Annotated in this window: 18 protein-coding genes, 1 pseudogene and 1 CRISPR repeat array; of the genes and pseudogenes, 11 read left to right on the forward strand and 8 right to left on the reverse strand. The window is 40.2% G+C overall.

Going from position 1 to position 21,754, the window contains the following annotated elements; all coding sequences use genetic code 11:
* Positions 1–58 precede the first annotated feature (58 nt).
* Positions 59–1,129: a glycosyltransferase family 4 protein gene (locus tag V7K42_RS05585; protein WP_334914283.1), complete on the reverse strand. Its 1,071-nt coding sequence runs from the start codon at positions 1,127–1,129 to the stop codon at positions 59–61.
* A 454-nt stretch (positions 1,130–1,583) separates the two neighbouring features.
* On the opposite strand from V7K42_RS05585, the gene xth reads away from it, so the two are divergent.
* A complete protein-coding gene (gene xth, locus V7K42_RS05590) occupies positions 1,584–2,366 on the forward strand; it encodes an exodeoxyribonuclease III (RefSeq protein WP_334914285.1) in 783 nt (260 codons plus the stop codon).
* Positions 2,367–2,478: 112 nt separating this feature from the next.
* Here the strand turns inward: xth and V7K42_RS05595 are convergent, their stop codons facing one another.
* The 4 genes from V7K42_RS05595 to V7K42_RS05610 all read right to left on the reverse strand — a co-directional run bounded on the left by V7K42_RS05595 (position 2,479) and on the right by V7K42_RS05610 (position 6,428).
* Positions 2,479–3,567, reverse strand: coding sequence for a T3SS effector HopA1 family protein (locus V7K42_RS05595; RefSeq protein ID WP_334914287.1), 1,089 nt, complete (start codon positions 3,565–3,567; stop codon positions 2,479–2,481).
* A gap of 98 nt (positions 3,568–3,665) precedes the next feature.
* A complete protein-coding gene (locus V7K42_RS05600; protein ID WP_334914289.1) occupies positions 3,666–4,907 on the reverse strand; it encodes an aminoglycoside phosphotransferase family protein in 1,242 nt (413 codons plus the stop codon).
* A gap of 220 nt (positions 4,908–5,127) precedes the next feature.
* Positions 5,128–5,313, reverse strand: a complete 186-nt coding sequence (locus V7K42_RS05605; protein ID WP_334914291.1) for a hypothetical protein — start codon at positions 5,311–5,313, stop codon at positions 5,128–5,130.
* A gap of 251 nt (positions 5,314–5,564) precedes the next feature.
* A complete protein-coding gene (locus tag V7K42_RS05610) occupies positions 5,565–6,428 on the reverse strand; it encodes a WYL domain-containing protein (RefSeq protein WP_334914293.1) in 864 nt (287 codons plus the stop codon).
* A gap of 99 nt (positions 6,429–6,527) precedes the next feature.
* On the opposite strand from V7K42_RS05610, the gene cas3 reads away from it, so the two are divergent.
* The 5 genes and pseudogenes from cas3 (at position 6,528) to cas5d (ending at position 14,374) form a co-directional block, all read left to right on the forward strand.
* A complete protein-coding gene (gene cas3 / locus V7K42_RS05615) occupies positions 6,528–8,705 on the forward strand; it encodes a type I-D CRISPR-associated helicase Cas3' (RefSeq protein WP_334914295.1) in 2,178 nt (725 codons plus the stop codon).
* Positions 8,706–8,749: 44 nt separating this feature from the next.
* Positions 8,750–9,211 (forward strand): annotated as a pseudogene (locus V7K42_RS05620) (PDDEXK nuclease domain-containing protein); the annotation flags it as partial.
* A 17-nt stretch (positions 9,212–9,228) separates the two neighbouring features.
* Entirely contained in the window at positions 9,229–12,534 is a 3,306-nt protein-coding gene (cas10d, locus tag V7K42_RS05625) for a type I-D CRISPR-associated protein Cas10d/Csc3 (RefSeq protein WP_334914300.1), read from the forward strand.
* Positions 12,535–12,650: 116 nt separating this feature from the next.
* Positions 12,651–13,667 carry a type I-D CRISPR-associated protein Cas7/Csc2 gene (gene cas7d, locus V7K42_RS05630; RefSeq protein WP_334914302.1) on the forward strand — a complete coding sequence of 339 codons (1,017 nt, stop codon included), beginning with the start codon at positions 12,651–12,653 and terminating at the stop codon, positions 13,665–13,667.
* The gene (cas5d, locus tag V7K42_RS05635) at positions 13,667–14,374 is read left to right on the forward strand and encodes a type I-D CRISPR-associated protein Cas5/Csc1 (RefSeq protein ID WP_334914304.1); all 708 of its coding nucleotides are present in this window, start codon (positions 13,667–13,669) and stop codon (positions 14,372–14,374) included. Before cas7d ends, cas5d begins: the two co-directional genes overlap by 1 nt.
* Here cas5d and V7K42_RS05640 read toward each other — a convergent pair whose 3' ends face one another.
* Positions 14,375–14,788, reverse strand: coding sequence for a hypothetical protein (locus tag V7K42_RS05640; RefSeq protein ID WP_334914306.1), 414 nt, complete (start codon positions 14,786–14,788; stop codon positions 14,375–14,377).
* Positions 14,789–14,908: 120 nt separating this feature from the next.
* Between V7K42_RS05640 and V7K42_RS05645 the strand changes: the two genes are divergently transcribed.
* Genes V7K42_RS05645 through cas2 form a run of 5 tightly spaced genes read left to right on the forward strand, consistent with a single transcriptional unit; the run spans position 14,909 to position 18,339 of the window.
* Positions 14,909–15,529, forward strand: coding sequence for a 2OG-Fe(II) oxygenase (locus tag V7K42_RS05645; RefSeq protein WP_334914308.1), 621 nt, complete (start codon positions 14,909–14,911; stop codon positions 15,527–15,529).
* A complete protein-coding gene (cas6, locus tag V7K42_RS05650) occupies positions 15,519–16,355 on the forward strand; it encodes a CRISPR-associated endoribonuclease Cas6 (RefSeq protein WP_334914310.1) in 837 nt (278 codons plus the stop codon). The genes V7K42_RS05645 and cas6 overlap by 11 nt, the downstream gene beginning before the upstream one ends.
* Before the next feature lie 31 nt (positions 16,356–16,386).
* The gene (gene cas4, locus V7K42_RS05655) at positions 16,387–16,980 is read left to right on the forward strand and encodes a CRISPR-associated protein Cas4 (RefSeq protein WP_334914312.1); all 594 of its coding nucleotides are present in this window, start codon (positions 16,387–16,389) and stop codon (positions 16,978–16,980) included.
* Between the two features lie 59 nt (positions 16,981–17,039).
* Positions 17,040–18,044, forward strand: a complete 1,005-nt coding sequence (cas1d, locus tag V7K42_RS05660) for a type I-D CRISPR-associated endonuclease Cas1d (RefSeq protein ID WP_334914314.1) — start codon at positions 17,040–17,042, stop codon at positions 18,042–18,044.
* A gap of 7 nt (positions 18,045–18,051) precedes the next feature.
* On the forward strand, positions 18,052–18,339 hold the full coding sequence (cas2, locus tag V7K42_RS05665; protein ID WP_334914316.1) for a CRISPR-associated endonuclease Cas2: 288 nt from the start codon (positions 18,052–18,054) through the stop codon (positions 18,337–18,339).
* Positions 18,340–18,607: 268 nt separating this feature from the next.
* A CRISPR array of direct repeats spans positions 18,608–19,298; the repeat unit is 37 nt; unit sequence ATTGCAATTCATCAAAATCCCTATTAGGGATTGAAAC.
* A gap of 240 nt (positions 19,299–19,538) precedes the next feature.
* On the opposite strand, the gene V7K42_RS05670 is transcribed toward cas2, so the two are convergent.
* Together V7K42_RS05670 and V7K42_RS05675 are read right to left on the reverse strand one after the other, a co-directional pair.
* Positions 19,539–20,399 (reverse strand): DUF72 domain-containing protein, encoded by an 861-nt coding sequence (locus V7K42_RS05670; protein ID WP_334914318.1) that lies wholly within the window; start codon positions 20,397–20,399, stop codon positions 19,539–19,541.
* Between the two features lie 372 nt (positions 20,400–20,771).
* On the reverse strand, positions 20,772–21,377 hold the full coding sequence (locus V7K42_RS05675; protein WP_334914320.1) for a DUF4360 domain-containing protein: 606 nt from the start codon (positions 21,375–21,377) through the stop codon (positions 20,772–20,774).
* Positions 21,378–21,754 lie beyond the last annotated feature (377 nt).

A 21,754-nucleotide genomic window follows, 5' to 3' on the forward strand; every position in this document is an offset into this window, starting at 1 on the left:
ACCAATATTCTCCTTAAAAAAATTTGTTGTTTTAAACTCAGCAAAAAAATACAGTTAATTAAAAGTGGATTTTAGCGGCATGAATGCGACCATTCGATTCTATGCGGTCTTTAATAATTTGTCTGTAAACAGCTTCATATCCGTTAACCATTTGGCTAACGCTAAAGTTGTCTTCTACGTATTTTCGACAGGTTTGACGATTCAGTTCCAAAGCTAATGGAATCATTGCCGCCATTTTTGCATAGCTTTTGCAGATAAAACCTGTTTTCCCATGGGCAATCACTTCAGGTACGGAGCCAAAATTCATGGCAATCACTGGTGTACCAGTTGCCATTGATTCAGTCATTACTAACCCAAAAGGTTCTTGCCAGTTAATGGGGAAAAGAGTTATGGCTGCATTCCCAAGAAGTTCAGTTTTTTCGGCGTGGTTAATTTCGCCTAGATATTCAATCTGCTGACCATCAATGTGGGGAGCAATCTCTTGTTCAAAAAACTCAGAGTCTCCGACATCAACTTTTCCTGCCATCTTCAAACGCCAACCATTCTGCTTGGCAATAGCGATCGCATGTTGTGGCCCTTTTTCTGGCGAAAAACGACCTAAAAATGCTAAATATAGAGGTTCTGATGGTTGGGCTACAAATGGATAATCTGCTAGCTCAATTCCGTTATAAACAGTGCCAACATAATTTAGATCGACTTGACGTTGCGAGTTACTAATACTGACATAAGGTTGCTTCTGGTAGTAGCTAAATGCGTGACGGGTGTCGTTTGTAAAATTATTGTGCAGGGTATGCACTGTAGAAGTTGCTGTTATGAAACTCGCTAAAGGTAGTGCCGAAATCCCTACATGAGAATGAATAAGATCGAATTCGCTAGCACGTTGGTAAACTCGGCTTAGTTCTAGCATTTCGTACACTGCATACTCTTTAACATTTGGGTCTAAGCGTAATGCACGTGGATAAACTGCTTCTAAATGAGCCAAAGTTTGAGAATCACCAGAGGCAAATAAAGTTACCTCATGACCGCGACTAACAAGTTCATCAGTCAAGCGACTCACTACCAGTTCTATCCCTCCATAACTAAGAGGTGGAACTCTTTCCCATAAGGGGGCAACTTGAGCGATTTTCATAAGTTTTTTGGTTCAGTCTATGAAATTATCCTTAATATGATGAGTTGCATCATTATTGTATGAGAACAGAGCATTTCTACTCACTATTTTGAAATTTAAATTAACCTAACAGGCTACTAAAAGCGCAATAAGGGTTAACCGTCTCGCAAATCTTTTCCCGAAAAATCTAAAGAACTATCGGCAAAAGTCAACCCTGGCCTACATTTATAACCTATAGCCAATCAATTACTTGTTGCATCTGTCTTGGGGATCATAATGAAGTAGAATATTTTGTAGCAGAACTTACAAAATTGAATATTTGGTAGCTGACAATACTAAAATATTCAATGGGATCAAATGATTAAAGGTTTATTTAAACGTAATTGGCAAATGGAAAAGAAATTATAAATATTAAGTAATTGTACAATAATTACATAATTTGTAATTATTAATTTACAAAAAATTCTGATAACTAATGAAAATCGCTACTTGGAACGTCAACTCAATTCGCACTCGCCTCGAACAGGTTACTGATTGGTTAACTAATAATCCTGTTGATGTTCTCTGCTTGCAAGAAACCAAAGTTGCGGATGCTGAGTTTCCGCGATCGCCTTTTGAGCAGTTGGGCTATAACCTTTATATATCAGGACAAAAATCTTATAACGGCGTAGCCCTGATTAGCCGCCAGCCACTTTTAAACGTAACTAGCGGATTTAGGGCAATTTTGCCAGATTTACATCACGAATGGGACGAGCAAAAGCGGGTAATTACAGGTGTTATTGATGGTGTTCGGATTGTAAACTTATATGTTCCTAATGGTGCAGCGGTCGGAACTGAAAAATACGAATACAAACTGAGCTGGTTGACAGCGCTACACGAGTATTTGCGGTTGCTTGCGCTGTCAGAACCTGCAATATGTGTATGCGGTGACTTCAACATCGCCCTAGAAGACAAGGATATTCACGAGCAAGTGAGTACAGAAAATCACATTATGGCAACAGAAACAGAACGCCAAGCCTTGCGCGAGATTCTGCAACTAGGGTTTGCCGATGCTTTTCGCAAATTCACCACAGAAGGCGGAAATTATAGCTGGTGGGATTATCGCGCCGCCGCCTTTCGTCGCAACTTAGGTTGGCGGATTGACCATCACTATCTCACACCCGTGCTGTACGAGCGTGCTACAAGTTGTATCATTGATGCCGCACCCAGAAAATTAACCCAACCCAGCGACCATACGCCGGTAATTGTGGAATTTTGAATTTGGGAATTGGGAATTGGGAATTGGGAAATGGGAATTGAGTATAGTTATTTTCCTTGCTCCCCTGCTCCCCTGCTCCCCTGCTCCCCTGCCCCTTCTCCCCCATTCCCCATCAATTTAACGGCTTATATATATCCTCAGAACTGGGATTGAGATAAGGACGCTGTAAATCTATTAGGTGTCGCGCAAAGTGTTGGTCAATAACTCTCATCCGTTCCTCCATCGCATTCTTGCCTTTCTGCCAAGCTTCCAACAAAGCATTAGCGACGATTTGGCAACGGTTCATCCCAAAACTTTCTTGTGCAGCAAACTTTTGGGTTGGTTCTTCGGCTAAACCTAAACCTGGGGCTAAAAACTTTGTAAACAAAGGGATTTCGGGCTGGAAATGGGATTGATTTTCGATATAAACAGTCTGAAGGATTGTGCGGATTGCTGGATAGTCGGGGAGTTCAAAGTAAAGTAGCCCCGAATCATAGCGTCCGTATGCACTGGGATTGTGAAGAACCTGAAAGCTAAAGGGAATCGAGGCTACATTTAATTGCAGAGTCAGGCTTTCCATGAGAGCGATCGCACCAGATGGCGTAAAGTTAAAGTAAATTCGCCCTGCTCCCAAATCAGTATCAGGATTGCTTTGCTGTTCCTGTCCAACATTACTAACTGCTAAGTAACAGCCATTTTGCAATCGATTCTTGGGCATCCAAATTGCCACCATATCACCCACTTTGGTAGATTTCTTGCTGGATTTTAGATGGCAGTCTGGCTCAATATAAAGTGTTAAACCGCCTTTAGTCACGGCCATAGTACCATCAGGTTCTTTCCGCAGAACCTCCCATCGAGGGTCAAAGTAACCTATGCCGTGATTACTGGCGTGTAGATGCTCGTAAAAGTTCCAATCAATTTCTAAGACGGAATTCTCTGCTAAATTCTGCTTTGGCGGGCAATTATTACTATCACTATTGACTGCTAAAGTACTTTGTAGAGAGCCATTGTAATAGATTCCATAAAGAAAGTTTCGCAGCAATAAGCTGAGATATTTCTGTTGTAAGTCTACAGAATTTTGCTGAAATCTATCTGCTACTTTCGTTGGTAGAGCAAAAGGTTGATAATTGGGATGATAAATACAAAAATTTGACTCAATCTGAATATTTTTAGCAATGTCGAATAGAGAAGTTAGTGGTTGATTGATAGAGTAATTTAGCATTAATCCATTTAGAATTCAAACTTTAAAAAACAGAATTCAGGAGTCAGAATGGGCTAAACCTTAGCTATCCGCTAACAGAATTGTTCTACTCCCTGCTATTAGCAACCCCGAAGCCGGGTTTTTTCGTAATATAGACGAAGTAGCTGTGGCTCCTTTACAGGCTGAGGAAGTTTATGAATTTTTCCTACAGGGTTAAGGATTTCTGATTCTGATATCCCGAAAATCGTTAGTAAGCCTTGCTGCGGCATCGTCAGTAAACTTTTAGCCACTTGGAGCATACAAATATCAGTATTATTAAAGGATTTCCGGCAGGTAATCATATCCTGAATTTGATGAATAAGTGCCAGTCCTGCAAATTGAATAACGCGCACAATAAAGTCAGTACGGTATTCCAAAATCATGGGGAAAGCATTTAGATAAGCCCTAATTAAAGCAATAATTGAAGGTTGCAAACTCTCTAACGGTGTTAACGCCAGATTTAGAGATTCTTGTAACTCAATTGTGGGATCTACTACCAGGCTATTGAGCCAAATTCTTAAATAGCTTGCTAGTAAAGTTCCTAAATCAAAGGCTGGATCTCCCCAAGAACAAGCTTCCCAATTAATTAGTTTTACTAGGCAATTGTCTAATTTATCCCACCTGGAATGAACCAAAATGTTGTTCAATTTCAGATCGTTGTGAGTCAAGCAGCAAGGATTCCAGTTGTATGCCAAATCTGCGATCGCAGATTCCAAACTCTCTGATTGCTGGTAAAGTAGATAGAATTTCAGCGCATCGGTGGGAACCGTCCCAAAAATCTCCGGCCCAATTGACTCTACCCCTTGCGCCGGATTGTAAAATCCATAGCGAAACTCTCCTTGGGGAGCAGTTGCCATGAAATCCTTATATTCTCGGCGGTTATAGGTTGCGCGATGGAGTCCCGCTAAAGTAGTGCCGATGGCAGTGGCAATTTCTTGTGGACAAATCTCATTATTGTGGTATAATGTCGCAAGTTCCCGATATTCGCTTAAGTAATTGCGGACAAGGATGGAATTTTTTTCATCAAAATGAACTACTAAAGGTGCGATCGCGGAAATGTTGCCGAGAACGGGAAACTGCTGGAGCAACTGATGAAATAGCCACTCCTGAAACAATTCACGAGGAGCTACGTCATTGTTTTTAACGTTACGTTCTTGTTTAACGAGCAGTTTACGATTATTTCCTAGAGTCACGAGTAAATCGAAATTGTTCTTACTATTTCCTGGCAACTCAGATTTATCTGATGCGTCATCTTCTGAGCTACACAGCCCCGCTTCTTGCAGATACTGGATAACGTTATGAGAAGACAGTGATAATACCATGTATTATTTCCTACTTCATTAAATTACTTAAACTTATCTGTGTTGGTATTTGCTTGTACTTAGCAGTTGTCGGTAGATAGTGAATAACAATAAAGATTTGTACAATCTACTAATATCCCATCTTTCCGATAAAAACCTGCCAAAATGGTACAAATTCCTTTACAATTGCTTTAAAATTCACTCCTAGATCCGGTGACATCTTTAAACTTTATCAGCATAGTTACTTAGATACATCTAGAGCAAGTTTTGTGGTAGAGCCTTTTGATGTAGCAGAATATCCAGCAAAAAACTGATTGGCGGCAGATGTTATTTCGTGGTGAGTAGTCATCCTGAAGGCGGCGAAGAATTTCAGTAATCCTTCGCAGAGGGAAGCATGACATTCAACGCTATTATTTTTATTTATCATCCCAAAGTCAAAAAAACCGGAATTTTTAGGCAATTAGTAATTATTTTTTTCTTTAATTTTCAAAATTGATGTCTGTAAGCCTTGTTATTACGTCATTTGTCTTACTTACGTAGTGTACATGACTAGAGGCGATCGCAGATAACGGCTACATGAGTACACCTTATGGAAGTGTACTTTTGTCAAGGATGAAAAGACCTCTCCCTGGTTTTACTATGTAAAACCGTCCCTCTCCGACTTGGAGAGGGAAAGAGTTAAGACCTGGTTTCGATATCGTATAAATTGCAGAGGGTGAGGAGTTTTTGTTTAAGGCGATCGCGCACATTCTCTGGTAATATCACTACACAATCTGGCGCATACTGCATAACTTCGCGGCTAAACCAAAATGTACTAGATACTCGCCTAACAACTCGCCGGACTCGCGTTTTATCTGGTAGCCACTCATTAATATTGTCTTCTAGTTTAGCTTGATAGGCAAAAGCTAAGCCAGCAAATAGATGCATTTCCACTTCTATCTCAGCTAAACTTCGCCAATCACCAGAAATTGGCATGACAGCAGCTTCAGTAATCCGATCTAATCGTAAACTCCAGTTGTGAACCAGTTCTGGTATATCAAAGTTTCCTTCTGTCTCTTCGCACCAGCAATCAAGATATAGCCGCTTTTCGTGGGGTGCAACTTTAGCATAGTGAACAGTAAAATTAAACACACGCTCTGCTGCATCTTGATAGGAAAGCTGAAAGGGCTGTTCGCGCAATATATAGCGGTCTATTTCTAAGCGCCAAGGTGGGGGCAAATTCTCTAGAAAACGTTCGATTTCGCCTCGCAACGGTAATGATAGTTCGCTGCGTTCGAGAAGTAAGTTTGCAATGATTTGGGCTTGTTCAATTTGCCCGATGTCTGTCAAAGCATTGATACAGCGATGTAATGCCCTGATACGTGGTTCTTTCCAATCGTTATTGTTACCAATAAGTAACTGACGTTGAGCGATCGCTTTAATTAACTTGGAGATGTTAGGTTCCTCTCCCCACATCATACCGAATTCACGAGCGATCGCTTCTAGCTCGGCTTTATCACGTTCTGATATCGACAGTGTAATAGATTGACCTTTCCGACTCATCAAAATGTCCGTATACTTTATACTTGTAATCTCTTGTCAACTTCTATTTTGCGTGCCAATATAGTTTTTAACAACCAGTTACGGACACTATTTAAGTGTATGTCCGAAAATTACAGAATTACTCTCAAGCCTGTTTACTCACAAACCGTCCCCACACCTGACGGGGTGAAATTACCTAAAGATTGGTTGCTTTCTTGGCATCAAGCCGTAACTTTAGAAGCGTTACGCGATCCAAATATTGACGTAGTGTTCAACACCGCGATGACTGGCGATGGTAAAAGTCTCGCGGCTTATCTAGAAGTGCTTCAGGGCGAATTTTCTGCGATTGGACTTTACCCAACCAATGAACTCGCCCGCGATCAAGAAACGCAGATTAGAGGATATGTTGAGAAATTCCAGCCAGAAAATCAGCCGCGTGTAATGCGACTCAGTGGGGCTGATTTAGAGATTTATGCTGAAAATGAAGGATTGAGAAAAGGGGCTGCGATCGCAACTCTCACTAACCAGAGAGAAGCATTATTAACTAACCCTGATATTTTTCACTACCTGCATAGAGGTGCTTACATAATTCGTGGCGATAGTCCAGATAAGTTATGGGGCAGAATTGATAAAGATTTTGACTTATTTATTTTTGATGAATTTCACGTTTTCGCTGCTCCCCAAATTGCTAGCGTGATTAATACAATGTTGTTAATTCGCTGTACAAACCGCCGTAAAAAATTTCTGTTTCTCTCAGCTACACCAGATACAAACTTAATTGGGCGATTAGAAAAAGTAGGATTTCGTTGTAAAGAAATTGATCCTCTCAAACAAAATAAATATCAATTTCCCGATACACCAGAACAAGGGCAGCAGCTACAAGCACAGGGATGGCGGCAGGTAGCACGGACAATTACATTGAATTTTATTCCTTTGGAACCATCCTTTAAAGCTTCGGAAACCTGGCTAAAAGAAAATAGTGAGTTAATTTTGGCTCAGTTTCAGCAGTATCCGGGAAGTAAAGGTGCAATCATCCTTAACTCAATTGCAGCAGTCAAACGTCTAACTCAATTTTTTCGGGAAATCCTACAGCCTTACGGATTGAAAGTTGGAGAGAATACAGGGCTATCAGGAAAAGGAGAAAAGGAGCGAAGTCTTGCTGCTGACTTGGTTATTGGTACTAGCACTATTGATGTTGGGGTTGATTTCAAAATCAATTTCCTAATTTTTGAATCATCCGATGCAGGTAACTTTATCCAACGTTTAGGACGATTAGGAAGACATGATGGATATGAAAAAGATGGTCAGGAAATAAAGTTTGATAATTTTACAGCTTTTGCTCTAGTTCCTAACTTTTTGGTAGAGCGCTTGTTTAAGGGAGATACGCCACCATTAGAAGTGAATAGTATTTGCGATCGCCCCTTTTTTCACAATACAATTACTGAGAATTATCGACAAATCAACGATTTTCGTGGTTATTATCGTCGCTGGGGGGCTGTGCAATCATTTTGGCTGTTTTATAAGTTAGGCGATCGCACAATTAAACAACAGTATGCCCAAAGCCGAGACAAGTTTCAAGAAGCCTGTGAACAATTATTTGAAACAAGTCTGAAGTCACAAGCTGGACGTATTCAAGGATGGGCGAAAGATTGGCAAGCGCTTTCAGGTAAATCAGCAAATCCCATTGCTGAGGATGCTGCTAGTTTTCGAGGTTCAAGTCCTTTGCAATGTGGTTTATACGACTTAACGGAAGAAAACGAGGCAGATAGGTTTAAAACCTACGATTTACCGGGTATTTTGGGAAATTTAGAAATTGAAATGTGGACAGAAGCGGCATTTATACGGACACTCAAAGAAACCGCAGAACGCACCGGACAACCCATTGCCAAAGGTAGATTTGCTCATTGTCTGGCATTTATGAAGTTGCGTTCCTACCGAGAGGAACGGCTGAATTGGAAGTTTACCTATCTCGGAAACTTGCAGCCAATTGCTGACGCTTGGAAAGTTCAGGTTTTGACTAGTGTCGAAATTTGGCAACCTGACAACTATTGGGTAGGGGAAATTAACAAACGCCTAAAAAAGGAAGGTTTGGTTTGTTACTTGATTCGCCGTCCTCTTGCTGAGGTGCGGATGCGGCTAAGGCTACCGATGAATTTTCAGATTTATGGCATCAGCGATCAGTATAGCTTTCATGATGCTACTGCACCCTATGCGATCGCTTTTGGTCACTCTGCACTACTGCTGGATACGCTGGCGTACACATTTAAAAGCAAAGGAGATGAGATATGGGTGGTCTAAGGTTTCAATCCCTGATAGGGATTTTAGAGATCCAAAGTCTGAAGGCAGATGAACACAGTGAACGACAGCTAGAACAAGCAATTTTAACAAGAGTTGAACTCTTTCTACAAGAGATGGGCGGAATATTTGCTTTTCTCGGTAGTCAATATCGGCTAGAAATTGATGATGAAGAATATTTTATAGATATTTTATTATATCATCGCAACTTAAAGTGTTTGGTGGCGATAGAACTTAAAATTGGTAAGTTTTTACCTGAATATGTTGGTAAAATGCAGTTTTATTTAGCTGTTTTAGATGACAAAGTAAAGCTACCTGATGAAAATGCTTCTATTGGAATTATCCTTTGTAAATACAAGAATAAAACTACCGTTGAATATGCCTTAAAAAAATCTAATAAACCAATTGGTGTAGCGACTTATCAAATAGTTTCAACATTACCTCAAGAATTAAAAAATCAACTTCCGGCTCCAGAGCAAGTTGCCAAGTTGCTAGAAGGCGTGGAGTAAAAAATTGGAGTTATAAAATGACTAATGATGATTGGTTATCAGGTGATTTTGGTTTTGATGGTGATTCTTCAGACCGTACTATTGAAACTGAAGGTGAATTATTAACACTTAAACTATTGCGTGAAGCTATTCAATCTCAAAATCCAGATGATAAGGTAATGGCAGACTTTGCCGAGTATGTCTTACCAAATCTGTTGAGGATAGCCATTGGTGTAACCGCGAAAGGCGGTAAGTTTTTTGATGAAATTGACCAACAGCGAGAAGCTGAAGGAAAAACTAAAGTCAGACGAGATAACGCTGCTGACCAATCACTGAATACTCACTTACTCAATGGATTATTCCCAGCTAATTTAATTGAGAAACGTTTAGAAAAACTTAATACCACAGTGCAACGAGTGGTGAAAGAGCAAGAGCGTAGATTAGTAATTGCTGGATTTATTTTACATGATTTTGAAAAGTTTCCTGATGTACCTGAAAACTGCCGCAAGCTACCGTTAGCAGAACATCGTGAAATTATTGATGAAAAAGTTCACCAATTGGGACTAGATAACTTTATAAATCCAGAAAATCCTGAAGCTTATCGCGAGTATCTAGATGATTTTTTGTGCATGGCTTATAATGCTGAACGCCGTTGGGATACTAACTGGAATTTTTCGGAATTTGGGTTGAATCCTCTTCTCAAAGACCGTACCCTTCGCAGTTTATCTGATTTAACTTGTTTAGCTGATTCTCTCGCCTCAATTGTTAAACATCCCCAGGATGCAGAACATCCTAGACTCAAAGATATCATCCACAGCCTCAGTGATGGACAGTTGAAATTTACCTATCACAGCATTGCTGAAAATCGTGGTGTTTTAACTAATGTGGTGAATAATGCTTTAATTCAGGCTCATATAAGTCTGAATACTGATACAGATATTTACTATGAACCTTTGTTATATCTACCAACAGGCGTGATTTACTTGGCTTCGCGCAATGCTCCAGCTATCTCGCCGGAAGATTTACCAGATCGTGTAGTTAACAGTATTAAATCGCTTTGTGCAGGTCAATTACGCCTCAGACAGACAGGATTTGGTAGAGATGGCAAAGGCATGAAATATGCCGACTATTACAACTTATTTTTTGATGACATAGGCTTAATGAAAGTAGCCTTAGATGCTACATTACGCATCTTAAACCCTAACAAAGATTCTGTTGCCAAAAGTCGCAGCGAAAATCTGAATAAGTTTCAGCAACAAAATGTTTTATCTGCTGATTATGACTTCAAATTTGAAGACGATATCCGTATTGACCAAATAGCAGAATTTGGTGATTTAGTTAGCCGGAAGATTTGGGAAGAGACAGTTAATCGCGTTGATTCGGCTCGGAAGAAAGATAAAAAGCTGCCAGCAGTTCCCGATTTTGATTTAACTCACAAGGTTGCAGAATTTTGGAATTTAACAGAATGTTTACCGCAAATTAGAGAAATTCAACGCATTAATGAAAGCCTCAAAGAAAATAAGCTAAAGGGGAATACCGGAGGAGTACCTTATGAATGGTATTATCTGGCGGCTAAATATTTAGAGCATCATCCAGGAATTGAAGATGTACGCGAAACTTGTCAGAAAGTCATTGATTACTTGACAAGCTTAATTTCTCCGATAATTTCTCAATATAAATTACCTGATGGTTGGGATGATTTAAGGCTCTGGGTAAAACGAGTTGTGATGTTACCAGGCACTAATCAAGAGCCATCCGTTAAAGCTCAAGTTAAAACATTCTTAGATGAGTTAGGTAATTACAATGCTGCGAAAAAAGCAGGGCGAGGGAAACAATTAGTCTGCTCAATTTCTCATTCTGCTTACACGGTTACTGAGCAAATGGAATCAGCAGTTTTATTTACACCGCAAGTTTATACAAACAAGCAAATGTTAGGAGGTTCTAACGCTAAACGCAATATCTCTAGTATTGCAAGTGTGGAGATGATGCTAAGGCAAATATTGATGAATCAAACTCAAGCTGTAGGTAAGAGATTTGAAGATGGTAAATATCGCTATCTCTATTTTTATCCTACTTATTACTTTACTCCAGAGACTAACAAGTTTTTGCAGAAAGCTTACAATGGTATTGCTCAAACTCGCTTTGATACCAGCGTTCGCAATCATTTTATCAGTAAAGATTTACAGGCGGATTTGGGGCGCGATCGCTACCAAAGTGTAGATAGTTTCTTAATTGATGAAAATCTTCAGCGTGAAAAAGACCGCACCTTTAAGCTTTCCTATCCTGAAGACCAGCCTTTAACATTTTACTTCATGGCGCTTCCGCCGGGAAGAGATAGCACCGATACTGAATCTTGGGTAATGCCAACTTGGTTAGCATTTGCTTTCCCGATGATTTTAGATGTTAAAACTGTGATTTCCGAGTCGCCGATTCCACCTTTTAATGATGGGGCTGAATTTGAGGAAAGCGTTTTCCTTGATAGTGCGCCTCATGCTTTCCGTGCTTTAGTAAGGCGCGATCGCTTCCGTCTTGATTATATCCTCGAAGGTTGGAATGAAAACGGCATCCAATACCCAGCACCTTTAAATGTGCTTACCGCCGCTTATGCCATTCATTTAGATGTGAATGCGCGACAGGGTAAGTCTGGTTACGATGCCAATTGGGGGAGATTTACAGAACTCGCTAAAGATTTTGAAACCAGTTCTCTGTACGTCTTTTCTTATCTCAATCGCTGGGTACGTAATCAGGGGATGGAAACAGCGCGAATTGAAAAAATCAGGCTTTATGCCTATCATTTTTACCCTTGTTTTGACCCTTGTGTGAAATATGACAAGAATATGGAGCAATTAATTGTGGGAAAAGCATCAAGTCTGAATCATCCTAAGAAATTAACAGATTTATACCGCAGATTTTACCGAGCTAATAAGCGTTATAATCCTAAGTCTAATGCTGTGTTGAAACCAGTTGATATTGCGGCTGAAACTATACTCAAAGCTGAGTCAAGTGTGTTTCAGGGAGAAACATTAGTTGTGGCTGTTGCAGCAGAAGTTTTTAAACTCATGGATCGTGTTCATTCTTCTAGTGCTGAAGGACGCTGGATTATGAGCAAACGAGAAGAAGAACGGCAAGCTGTTCTAGATTTTGCCAAGTATTTTGTAGTGGAGGTATTTAATAACTCTTTTTCAGGCGATCGCGCTCGTTTGGCAGGTCGTCAACTCAACTTAATTCGAGATACCTGTGAATTTCTTTATCGTCTTGAAGATGACAAAGAAAATGCAGAAAGAAATGAAAAGTCTGTGGAAATAGATAACGAGCTGATGCAAGAATGTATTGATAATCTATGAAGTCTAGGTAAAAATGAAAAGTCTGTGGAAATAGATAATGAGAATGATTAGGGATTTACCCTTAGCATTTTTGCTGGAAACGTAAACAAGTAGTGAATAATTCTTTGGAGAAAATCATGGCAATTTTAAAAACTGTTGAATCCAAATTCTTTCAAACTGAGATTCCTTACAAACCAATGGGGAAATATGTTCATTTCTTGACCATTCGCATTACTGAATCTTATCCTTTATTCCAGACAGATGCAGAACTGAATAAAGCACGGGTAAGAGCAGGAGTTAAAGACAAAACTACAATTAGCCGTTTATCAATGTTCAAGCGCAAACAGTCTACTCCAGAGCGTTTAGTTGGTCGGGAATTGCTGCGTAACTATGGCTTGATGACGGCTGAAGAATGCGAATACAACGTGAATTTTGCAATGGATAACCCTGATTGCATTATTTACGGATTTGCTATTGGTGACTCTGGCTCTGAAAAATCGAAAGTTTTAGTAGACACGGCATTTTCAATTACAGCTTTTGATGAATCACACGAAACATTCACCCTCAACGCTCCTTATGAAAATGGGACGATGGCTTCCAAGGGTGAAAATGGTTCTAAACCTGGTGAAGTTACCAGTCGAATTAATCAGCAAGACCATATTAGACCTCAAGTTTTCTTTCCTAGCATTGTCACCTTGAAAGACCCCACTGAAGCTAGCTTCCTTTACGTTTTTAATAATATTCTGCGAACTCGTCATTATGGAGCGCAAACTACCCGTACAGGTCGCGTCAGAAATGAGTTAATTGGTGTTGTATTTGCGGATGGAGAAATCACTAGTAACCTGCGTTGGACTCAGGCAATATATGACCAAATAAAATCTAATAATACTATAAATCCTCCCGATCCACTAGATGAAAATGATGTAATCACTGCTGCTAAAAATGCGATTGAGGGGTTAATGGCTGATGAATTTATTGTTCATACAGATTTAATTGGTGATGCTTTTATATCCCTAATTAATGAAGTCAAAACTTTAACAGGAAGTGAGAAAGGTATTCAGGCAATTTTGCAGAAGGCTGATGCAGAAGCTAAAGATTATGCCAAGAAGCATATCAGCAAGAAGAAAACTGCTGCTAAAGCGGGGAAAGAGTAATGGTGTTTATTTATCGCTGTCAAATAGAACTACATGACAGCCTTTATTATGCAACTCGTGAAATTGGGCGATTGTATGAAACAGAGCCAATAATTCACAACTACGCTCTCTGTTATGCACTGGGTTTAGTTGATAGCAAAATCTACTTTACTACCGTTGCTGAAGAACATTCTTATCGCTATTATTGCCCTGAACAAGTGCCAAAATATGAGGAGCATTTAACGCCACTCAATCAACAGGAAATTTACGTAACTCCGGCGCGATCGCTCACTCATTCGTCTATCCTCAACACCTGGAAGTATGCTAACAACAACTACCACGTTGAAATGGAAAAAACCCAGAAAAATATCCCTAGTTTTGGGAGAGCGAAAGAAATAGCAGCAGAAAGTAAATTTGAGTTTTTTCTCATCTCCCAAAAAGAACTCAAACTACCAAAGTGGATTCGCTTGGGTAAATGGATGAGCAAGGCTGAAGTCACGGTTGAACAATTACCGAAACCTAAAATTACTGAAGGGATATTCACTTATACACATCCATTAAATCCATTAGATGTGATGTTCACTAATCAAGTGATGAGCTATGACGTGGTAAATATGCCTCCAGTTAGCTTAATTCAGAATGTCCAAATCCGAGGACAACACTATCAATTTGATGGCATTCAAAGTTTAAAAATTCCGGTTAAGATGGAATATCGTTTTCGGAGTTAACTAACTTCCAAAGCCTTTACCATGTTTTTTAAATTTTCGAGGTTCTATTGTCAGTAGCTCTGCTTTAAAACCTCTGGAATCTTGCTGCAACATTAACTTACGAATTCGCTGGCGTTGGTAAGCCTGTACCTCAGCAGCTAGGGAATGATTAGGGTCAATTTTTAGGTGAGTGATAGAAGAAACATATTTTTCTTCACTTTCGGGGTTATTTGGCTCTTTTAGTCCGCACATAATCTCACCTTCATCTCCTGAATAGCCAACGAAATCAATTTCAAATTCTCTTTCTGGATCGGCGTTTACTCCTTTTTGCTTTAATGTCTTCAAAAACTCCTTTCCAGCCCGTGTTTTAATTGGTAAATTCTCTTTTAGTTTTTCAGTAAGTGCCTTTGCTGCATTGTAATCATCAATTTTCATCGCTTTAGCTCTTTATTTCAGTTCAAAAGGATTTTACTATAGTCTTTAACCTTTTCCCTAGTCACAAATTACGCTACAATCTTTAACCCCTGTTAGTTCTGTACGCTCCCTACATCCACTGTGAAACACTATCAACAACAAACCAACGCCTTCGCCAGCGATTACCTAAACAACTTGTGGGGAGAAATCCAAGCTTGTCCTTACTTTGCTATCAACAACCTCAACCGCGATTTTGTCGCCACTAAAGGATTTTCTGTAGTATTTCAGCGTTCTGGATTAGCAAAAGTAGAACAGCAGTTTCCCTACTTCAAGCCTTACCTAGATTTGGCTCTCCAACCAAGTTGTAATGCTTTTTACCTCAATCCTTTGCAGCTAAAGGAAGGCTCCCGCGTCGATCCGCATATCGATCGCTCCTTGCGTTCCTACTCCAAAACCATTGAACCACCTGCGGTTGTCAGTGTGCTTTATGTGCGAGTCCCTGCGGATATGGAAGGGGGAGAACTGGTATTGCGATCGCACAAACGCCAACTTGGGCAAATTAAGCCCCAATTCAATACTTTAGTTTACTTTCAAGGTGATTTAACCCATTCGGTTAACGCTGTCAAAACCCCAGGAAATCGGCTTAGTCTGGTTTGTGAACAATATAGTTTGAGTGATGCTGAACTACAGGAAATCCCTGAGTTCACTGTAGAGTCAAGAAGCACTCAGTCTACAACCAAAAAGAGAAAGTATGCCTCATAGTTTAGTGTTGAATTTGCTACCTCAATCGCCCATTCCACCACAATATCTCACAGGTAGACATCTCCACGCCTTATTTTTAACTCTCGTTAGTTCTGTAGATACCACATTGGGCGATCGCTTACACGATTCCACCGCAGACAAAGCTTTCACCCTCTCTCCCCTCCAAACTAACTCCCCCCTTTTGAAGGGGGGTAGGGGGGGATCTAAATTGCAGTACTCACATCAACAACCCATTCCCGCCGGGACACCTTGTTGGTGGCGCATCTCTTTGTTAGATGACACTCTATTTGGCAAACTTACCCAACTCTGGCTAAATCTTAATCCCAATCGCCCTTGGCATCTTGGCCCGGCTGACTTGTATATTACCAGTATTCAAGGCACACCCCAATCTATTCAACCTTGGGCAAATGCCACTACTTATGCTCAATTATACGAAGAAGCTAGCGATCGCAATTCTTCCATTAACCTTACCTTCTCCACACCCACCGCCTTCCGTCAAGGACAGTATGATACTACTCTTCCTACCAGAGAATCTGTGTTTAATTCCCTACTTTCGCGGTGGAATAAATACAGTGGCATAGAATTGAATCAGATTGCGATCGAGTCAATCTTTCCCTCATTTGTCAATATTCACACAGAAATATTAGCTGATTCTCGCAGCAAATTTATTGGCATTATTGGCGAAGTTACCTACAAGATTTTAGGGGCAGTTGAACCAATACAAATTAAGCAAATGAACACTTTAGCTGACTTTGCTTTATATACTGGTGTCGGAAGAAAAACAACAATGGGTATGGGAATGATGCGACGGCTGTATTCTCCATAATTTCAATCATCATTTAAAAACCACCTAAGTTATGAATCAAACTGAATATATTTCAATTGCGGCATTGAATCAATATGCCTATTGTCCGCATCGCTGTTGGCGGATGTTTTGTGCAGGCGAGTTTACTGATAATCAATACACAATTGAAGGCACAACTTTACACGATCGCGTCCACACGACAAGCGATGTACAGCGAGGAGAAACTTGGCAAGTTCGGGCAATTTGGCTGAAGTCTGAGCAATATAAACTCATCGGTAAATCTGATTTAATTGAAAGCGAATCTGGTCAAGTTTACCCAGTCGAATACAAAAGAGGACGCAAAGGCGAATGGGATAACGATGAGTTGCAAGTTTGCGCCCAAGCTTTGTGTTTAGAAGAGATGACAGGACAACCTGTTAACACTGGATATATTTATTATGCCCACTCCCATCAACGGCAATTAGTAGAGATTAATGTAGAGTTACGGCAAAGTGCGATCGCTACTATTGAATCTGTGACAAATCTTCTAGAAACAGGAGCAATGCCAAAACCATATTACAGCAAGCGCTGCCAAGGATGCAGTCTTTATTCGCAATGTTTGCCCAAAGCAACTGATAAGGTTAAAAGTTATCAAGAAGTAAGTTAAATCATACCCTTGCAAATAGAATTCACGCAAGCAATAATTATTACTAGGAAAAATCAAAAATGGGAACACTTTACGTAACACAAGCCGATGCTTTTATCGGCAAAGTTGACGAACGTCTCACCGTCAAAGCTGAACAAAAAACTATCATGGATATCCCTTTAATTAAACTAGAAGGGATTGTAGTACTAGGGCGGGCTACTATTTCTCCCGCCGTCGTCAGTGAACTGTTAGATCGTCACATCTGTTTAACATTTCTCACACAAAATGGACGATATTTAGGACGTTTAGAACCAGAAGTTACCAAAAATATCTTTGTTCGGAAAGCCCAATGGCAAGCTGTGGGAGAATCAGAACCAGCAATACATTTAGTTAGAGGATTTGTGCGGGGTAAATTAAAAAATTACCGCCATAGCTTACTTCGCACTCAGCGAGAACATCCTGATACTGACCTGAATAATAACATCACTCGATTAGAAAACGCGATCGCACCAATCGAAAAAACTAGCAGTATTGATTCCCTCAGAGGCTTAGAAGGTGCTGGTAGTGCAGCCTATTTCGGTTGCTTTCAACAGCTAATCAAAACCCCAGAATTCCAATTTGAATCCAGAAAACGCCGTCCACCAACCGATCCTGTTAATGCTCTACTGAGTTTTGGGTATTCATTGCTACGTCATGATGTGCAAAGCGCTTTAAATATTGTTGGCTTCGATCCTTATCTAGGATACTTACACGTTGAGCGTTATGGTAGACCTTCCTTAGCTTTGGACTTGATGGAAGAATTTCGTCCTTTAATAGTGGATGCTGTAGTGTTGTCGCTGATTAACAAGCGATCGCTAACTTTAACTGATTTTACCACCGAACCGCTCAGTGGTGCTGTGTCTTTAACCAAAGAAGGACTGCATACATTTCTTCGCACCTACGAACAAAAGAAACAATCAGAGTTCAAACATCCAGTCATGGGAAACAAATGCACCTACCAAAAATCCTTTGAAATTCAAGCGAGGTTGTTGAGTAAATACCTGATGAACGAAATCGATAAATATCCCCCCTTAGTTCTCAAATAACTTTCCCATGTATATTGTTGTCAGCTACGACATTCCAGAAGATAAGCGTCGAACTAAAATCCATTCGATTCTCAAGTCTTACGGACAATGGATGCAACTGAGTGTGTTTGAGTGCGATATCACTCCCACTCAGTATGCTAAACTGCGATCGCGTTTAGCCAAATTGATTAAACCTGACACCGACAGCGTGCGCTTTTATTTTCTCTGTGGCTGTTGTCAGGGAAAAATCGAACGTATTGGCGGAGAACAGCCACGAGACGAAACAATTTTCTTTGCTGAGTCTCCTTCTAGCTAGGTTTCTGCATCTCAAATGCGCGGAGGGGTAGGTGTACAAATTCCACAGCCATAAAAAAGTGCTTCTATCCCAACTCCAGTAAGGCTTTCAACCCATTAGTCACTTAATACTCATCCGCGCAATCTCTGAAATGCTTATCAAAAAACGATTTCAGCCTTTAAATTTTCCTGGCGCTCTTTTCAAACGAATTCTCTAATGCTATGATTGCCCTTGAACCGCGAAACTGCACCTTGAAAACTAAATACAGCTTAAGTTTCAGCCTCCTGCCATTGCAATTCATCAAAATCCCTATTAGGGATTGAAACATTGAGATGCATGGCGTTTCATTTTGGATCGATCAAATTGCAATTCATCAAAATCCCTATTAGGGATTGAAACAGAGCCAAGCTGAACAGCTTTTCTAGGCTCAATTATTGCAATTCATCAAAATCCCTATTAGGGATTGAAACGGTTGCACAATTGGCCGCCATGAATACTCTGCTAATATTGCAATTCATCAAAATCCCTATTAGGGATTGAAACAGGAGCATCAGCCATTGATTAATTTGTGAGGTTTATTGCAATTCATCAAAATCCCTATTAGGGATTGAAACTCATTTGATGCTTATCGGGAAAAGTTTAAGGAGGTACTGAATTGCAATTCATCAAAATCCCTATTAGGGATTGAAACTGCACAAAAGATGGAAGGCGATCGCATCGTCTGCGGTTATTGCAATTCATCAAAATCCCTATTAGGGATTGAAACATATCCAATGTACAAGATACCGTTACAGTATTACATTGCAATTCATCAAAATCCCTATTAGGGATTGAAACGAGAGATATTAGCGGATGCTACTCCAAAAGCAAATTGCAATTCATCAAAATCCCTATTAGGGATTGAAACCCGGTAAAAAGTAGTGACTGGCTCACGGTTTGTACCATTGCAATTCATCAAAATCCCTATTAGGAATTGAAACCTCTAACCCTCTTTGGGTTTGGCATAGAACTGAGAATTGCAATTCATCAAAAAGCAAATTTGTGTAGTTAGATACTTTTGGGTATTTTATAAAAGTACTTAAAACTAATATTTTACAACAAAAACATAGTTTGTTATTTTTTCACTGCAAAACTTCGTCATGAAAGTAGATTAAGTAAGAAACTATTTATAAAGTAAATATTTAAGTCGGTGTGTTAAGGCTTTAACCTAACACACCGTGTTATGTAGACCATAAACTCAGCTGATTGGGAGGATGCTCAAGATTATTCCAAGGTAAGGGTGGAACTGGTACATTACTCTGTTCTAATAGCTGTTGGAAGTGACGCGCTATGTTAGGCGATCGCGCTTCTATTGGACAATGAACAAAGAAATAAACTCGCACTCCCGTCTGTAACCATTGCTGAATCTGCTTTAGCCATTCTTCCATAAAGGGCTGATTCACTGATAAATTTGGATGGGAAATAAATCGAATCAGTGTAAAAGGTGCTGTCACACTCAATTGCAACGGTAATTTTGGTTTCCGCCGTTCCGATTGCAACTGGGGGTCATCATCTCCACTATAAATGGGACGTGAGTCTAACAATACCCGTCCTACACCTAGCTTTTCTAAAAGCGCCGTCAAATTACTAGCATGGGGTTCTCTGAACCAGTCAGGATGACGAACTTCCAGCGCTAGGGGTGCGTCTGTACGCGGCCAAGCTTCCAAAAAGTTAGTCAAATCTTCAAGCAATGTAGGTGCATAACTCGGTGGTAACTGGGCAAACATCGGGCCAAGACGCTTTTCTAAAGGGCGCATCCCCTCCAGAAATTTTAAAGCCGTTGGAATATAAGGTTGTAGCAACCCTTGATGAGTAATATCTCGCGGTAATTTCAAGCAAAATTCAAAACCTGCTGGGGTTTCGGCAGCCCAACGAGTTACAGTTTCTTGGTTAGGCGCTGCATAAAAGGTGGTGTTACCTTCTACAGTGGTGAAGCGACGACTGTAAAGATGGAGAAAATCGGTAGTGCGAGTACCTTGGGGATAGAGTTCGCCTACCCAACCTTTATATGCCCAAACAGCACAACCAATAAAAAAGTTCACAGTGCCTAAAGTTTTGATGTGTCATATTCAATTTTACAGGTAGGTTGTAGGAATGGATAAGGCTAGCTTAGATTCCCGACTGCAAAATATTTAATATTAACAAATTTGAAAGCTTGAATACTACCAAAATAGTGAGTGCATAAACTTAAATTAGGACTTACGCATCAAGTACGAAATGTAGGGGGAAGCCACCTTGCGCGTACATGAATTGCCCCTACGAAATAATCAAGGCTTTTACAGCCTTTTTGCCTGAGTTCTATTACATTAGCTTTCATATATTTGAACTACATCTGCCGTAAGGGCACAGCAAGCTGTGCCCTTACGGCGTGGTCTATTTACCTAAAAGTTTGTTGCTCACAGCTTTGAAAAGACTTAACGACACTGACGATATTTGACGTGATAAACTAACCCTCGGTGGGCGAGGTCAAAGGAGTCAACAGTCGCCATCCCTTGACCACTGGCAGTCATTGCAGCATTCACCCGCATATTTACACTGTCGCCACAGCGTGACCAAACATCAGCCACAGTTACTAATTGATCGCGAACGTTGTAATCATTTTCGCCTTTAAATGTCCGAGAAAAAACAGGGCCACGCTGACCAGCAAAAAAGTACTCTGCTCTGAGTCTGGCAGTTGTGGCAGGAGCAACATAGCCCCGATAATCAGCATCGTAGAGGGAAATTTGAAAGCCTTGGGGGATTTTTATTGGAATGCTTAAGTTACAGCTTTTGCGTCTTTCTTCTGCCTTATTGCCTAGAGCTATAAACTTATCAAATAGAATACTTAGCTCTTGACCATCGGGACTGACACTCACACTAGCAGATCCTTCAGGGCAGCCATTACCACCATATTCTGCGCTTACAATTTCCACTTTGTCGTTAGCAAAAGCAGGGCCGACAGAAGCTGTTATCAATGTAGCCGCAGCCAGAAAAGCTTTAACACAGTTGATAGATGTTGCCTTGAAATTTTGATTATTCATAACTCACCTGTTTGAAATGTTTTGGACAGTATTAGTTCCAAATTTGTTGCGGCTGATTCCGAAAAACTGATCGTTAAAAAATCAGTATCAACCATATTTAAATGGGCAGACAAACCCATGTATAACTTATAACGAGCGGCTAGATTTTTGATATGGATAAAGAATCTACAATAAACTTGTTTCCGGTGAAATAATCAACGCATCAATAGGGCAAGATCAATTGGCAGAATGGACTAATTCGCTTCAAAAAGCCTAAAGATAGACTATCAAAGCTATTAGTAACAACTCAAAACTATCGAAAGGTTAGCTGTTTAACCTACCGAAGCTACATCTGGATATTGAAGTTTAGGTAACTAGAATTAAACTGAATTCCTGAT

The organism is Nostoc sp., from assembly GCF_036917455.1.
Taxonomy (GTDB): Bacteria; Cyanobacteriota; Cyanobacteriia; order Cyanobacteriales; family Nostocaceae; genus Nostoc.

Excerpts from the sequence above, each read along its gene's own strand:
- V7K42_RS05585 (WP_334914283.1), bottom strand. The coding sequence starts at position 1,129 with ATGAAAATCGCTCAAGTTGCCCCCTTATGGGAAAGAGTTCCACCTCTT.
- xth (WP_334914285.1), top strand. The coding sequence starts at position 1,584 with ATGAAAATCGCTACTTGGAACGTCAACTCAATTCGCACTCGCCTCGAA.
- V7K42_RS05595 (WP_334914287.1), bottom strand. The coding sequence starts at position 3,567 with ATGCTAAATTACTCTATCAATCAACCACTAACTTCTCTATTCGACATT.
- V7K42_RS05600 (WP_334914289.1), bottom strand. The coding sequence starts at position 4,907 with ATGGTATTATCACTGTCTTCTCATAACGTTATCCAGTATCTGCAAGAA.
- V7K42_RS05605 (WP_334914291.1), bottom strand. The coding sequence starts at position 5,313 with ATGATAAATAAAAATAATAGCGTTGAATGTCATGCTTCCCTCTGCGAA.
- V7K42_RS05610 (WP_334914293.1), bottom strand. The coding sequence starts at position 6,428 with ATGAGTCGGAAAGGTCAATCTATTACACTGTCGATATCAGAACGTGAT.
- cas3 (WP_334914295.1), top strand. The coding sequence starts at position 6,528 with ATGTCCGAAAATTACAGAATTACTCTCAAGCCTGTTTACTCACAAACC.
- cas10d (WP_334914300.1), top strand. The coding sequence starts at position 9,229 with ATGACTAATGATGATTGGTTATCAGGTGATTTTGGTTTTGATGGTGAT.
- cas7d (WP_334914302.1), top strand. The coding sequence starts at position 12,651 with ATGGCAATTTTAAAAACTGTTGAATCCAAATTCTTTCAAACTGAGATT.
- cas5d (WP_334914304.1), top strand. The coding sequence starts at position 13,667 with ATGGTGTTTATTTATCGCTGTCAAATAGAACTACATGACAGCCTTTAT.
- V7K42_RS05640 (WP_334914306.1), bottom strand. The coding sequence starts at position 14,788 with ATGAAAATTGATGATTACAATGCAGCAAAGGCACTTACTGAAAAACTA.
- cas6 (WP_334914310.1), top strand. The coding sequence starts at position 15,519 with ATGCCTCATAGTTTAGTGTTGAATTTGCTACCTCAATCGCCCATTCCA.
- cas4 (WP_334914312.1), top strand. The coding sequence starts at position 16,387 with ATGAATCAAACTGAATATATTTCAATTGCGGCATTGAATCAATATGCC.
- cas1d (WP_334914314.1), top strand. The coding sequence starts at position 17,040 with ATGGGAACACTTTACGTAACACAAGCCGATGCTTTTATCGGCAAAGTT.
- cas2 (WP_334914316.1), top strand. The coding sequence starts at position 18,052 with ATGTATATTGTTGTCAGCTACGACATTCCAGAAGATAAGCGTCGAACT.
- V7K42_RS05675 (WP_334914320.1), bottom strand. The coding sequence starts at position 21,377 with ATGAATAATCAAAATTTCAAGGCAACATCTATCAACTGTGTTAAAGCT.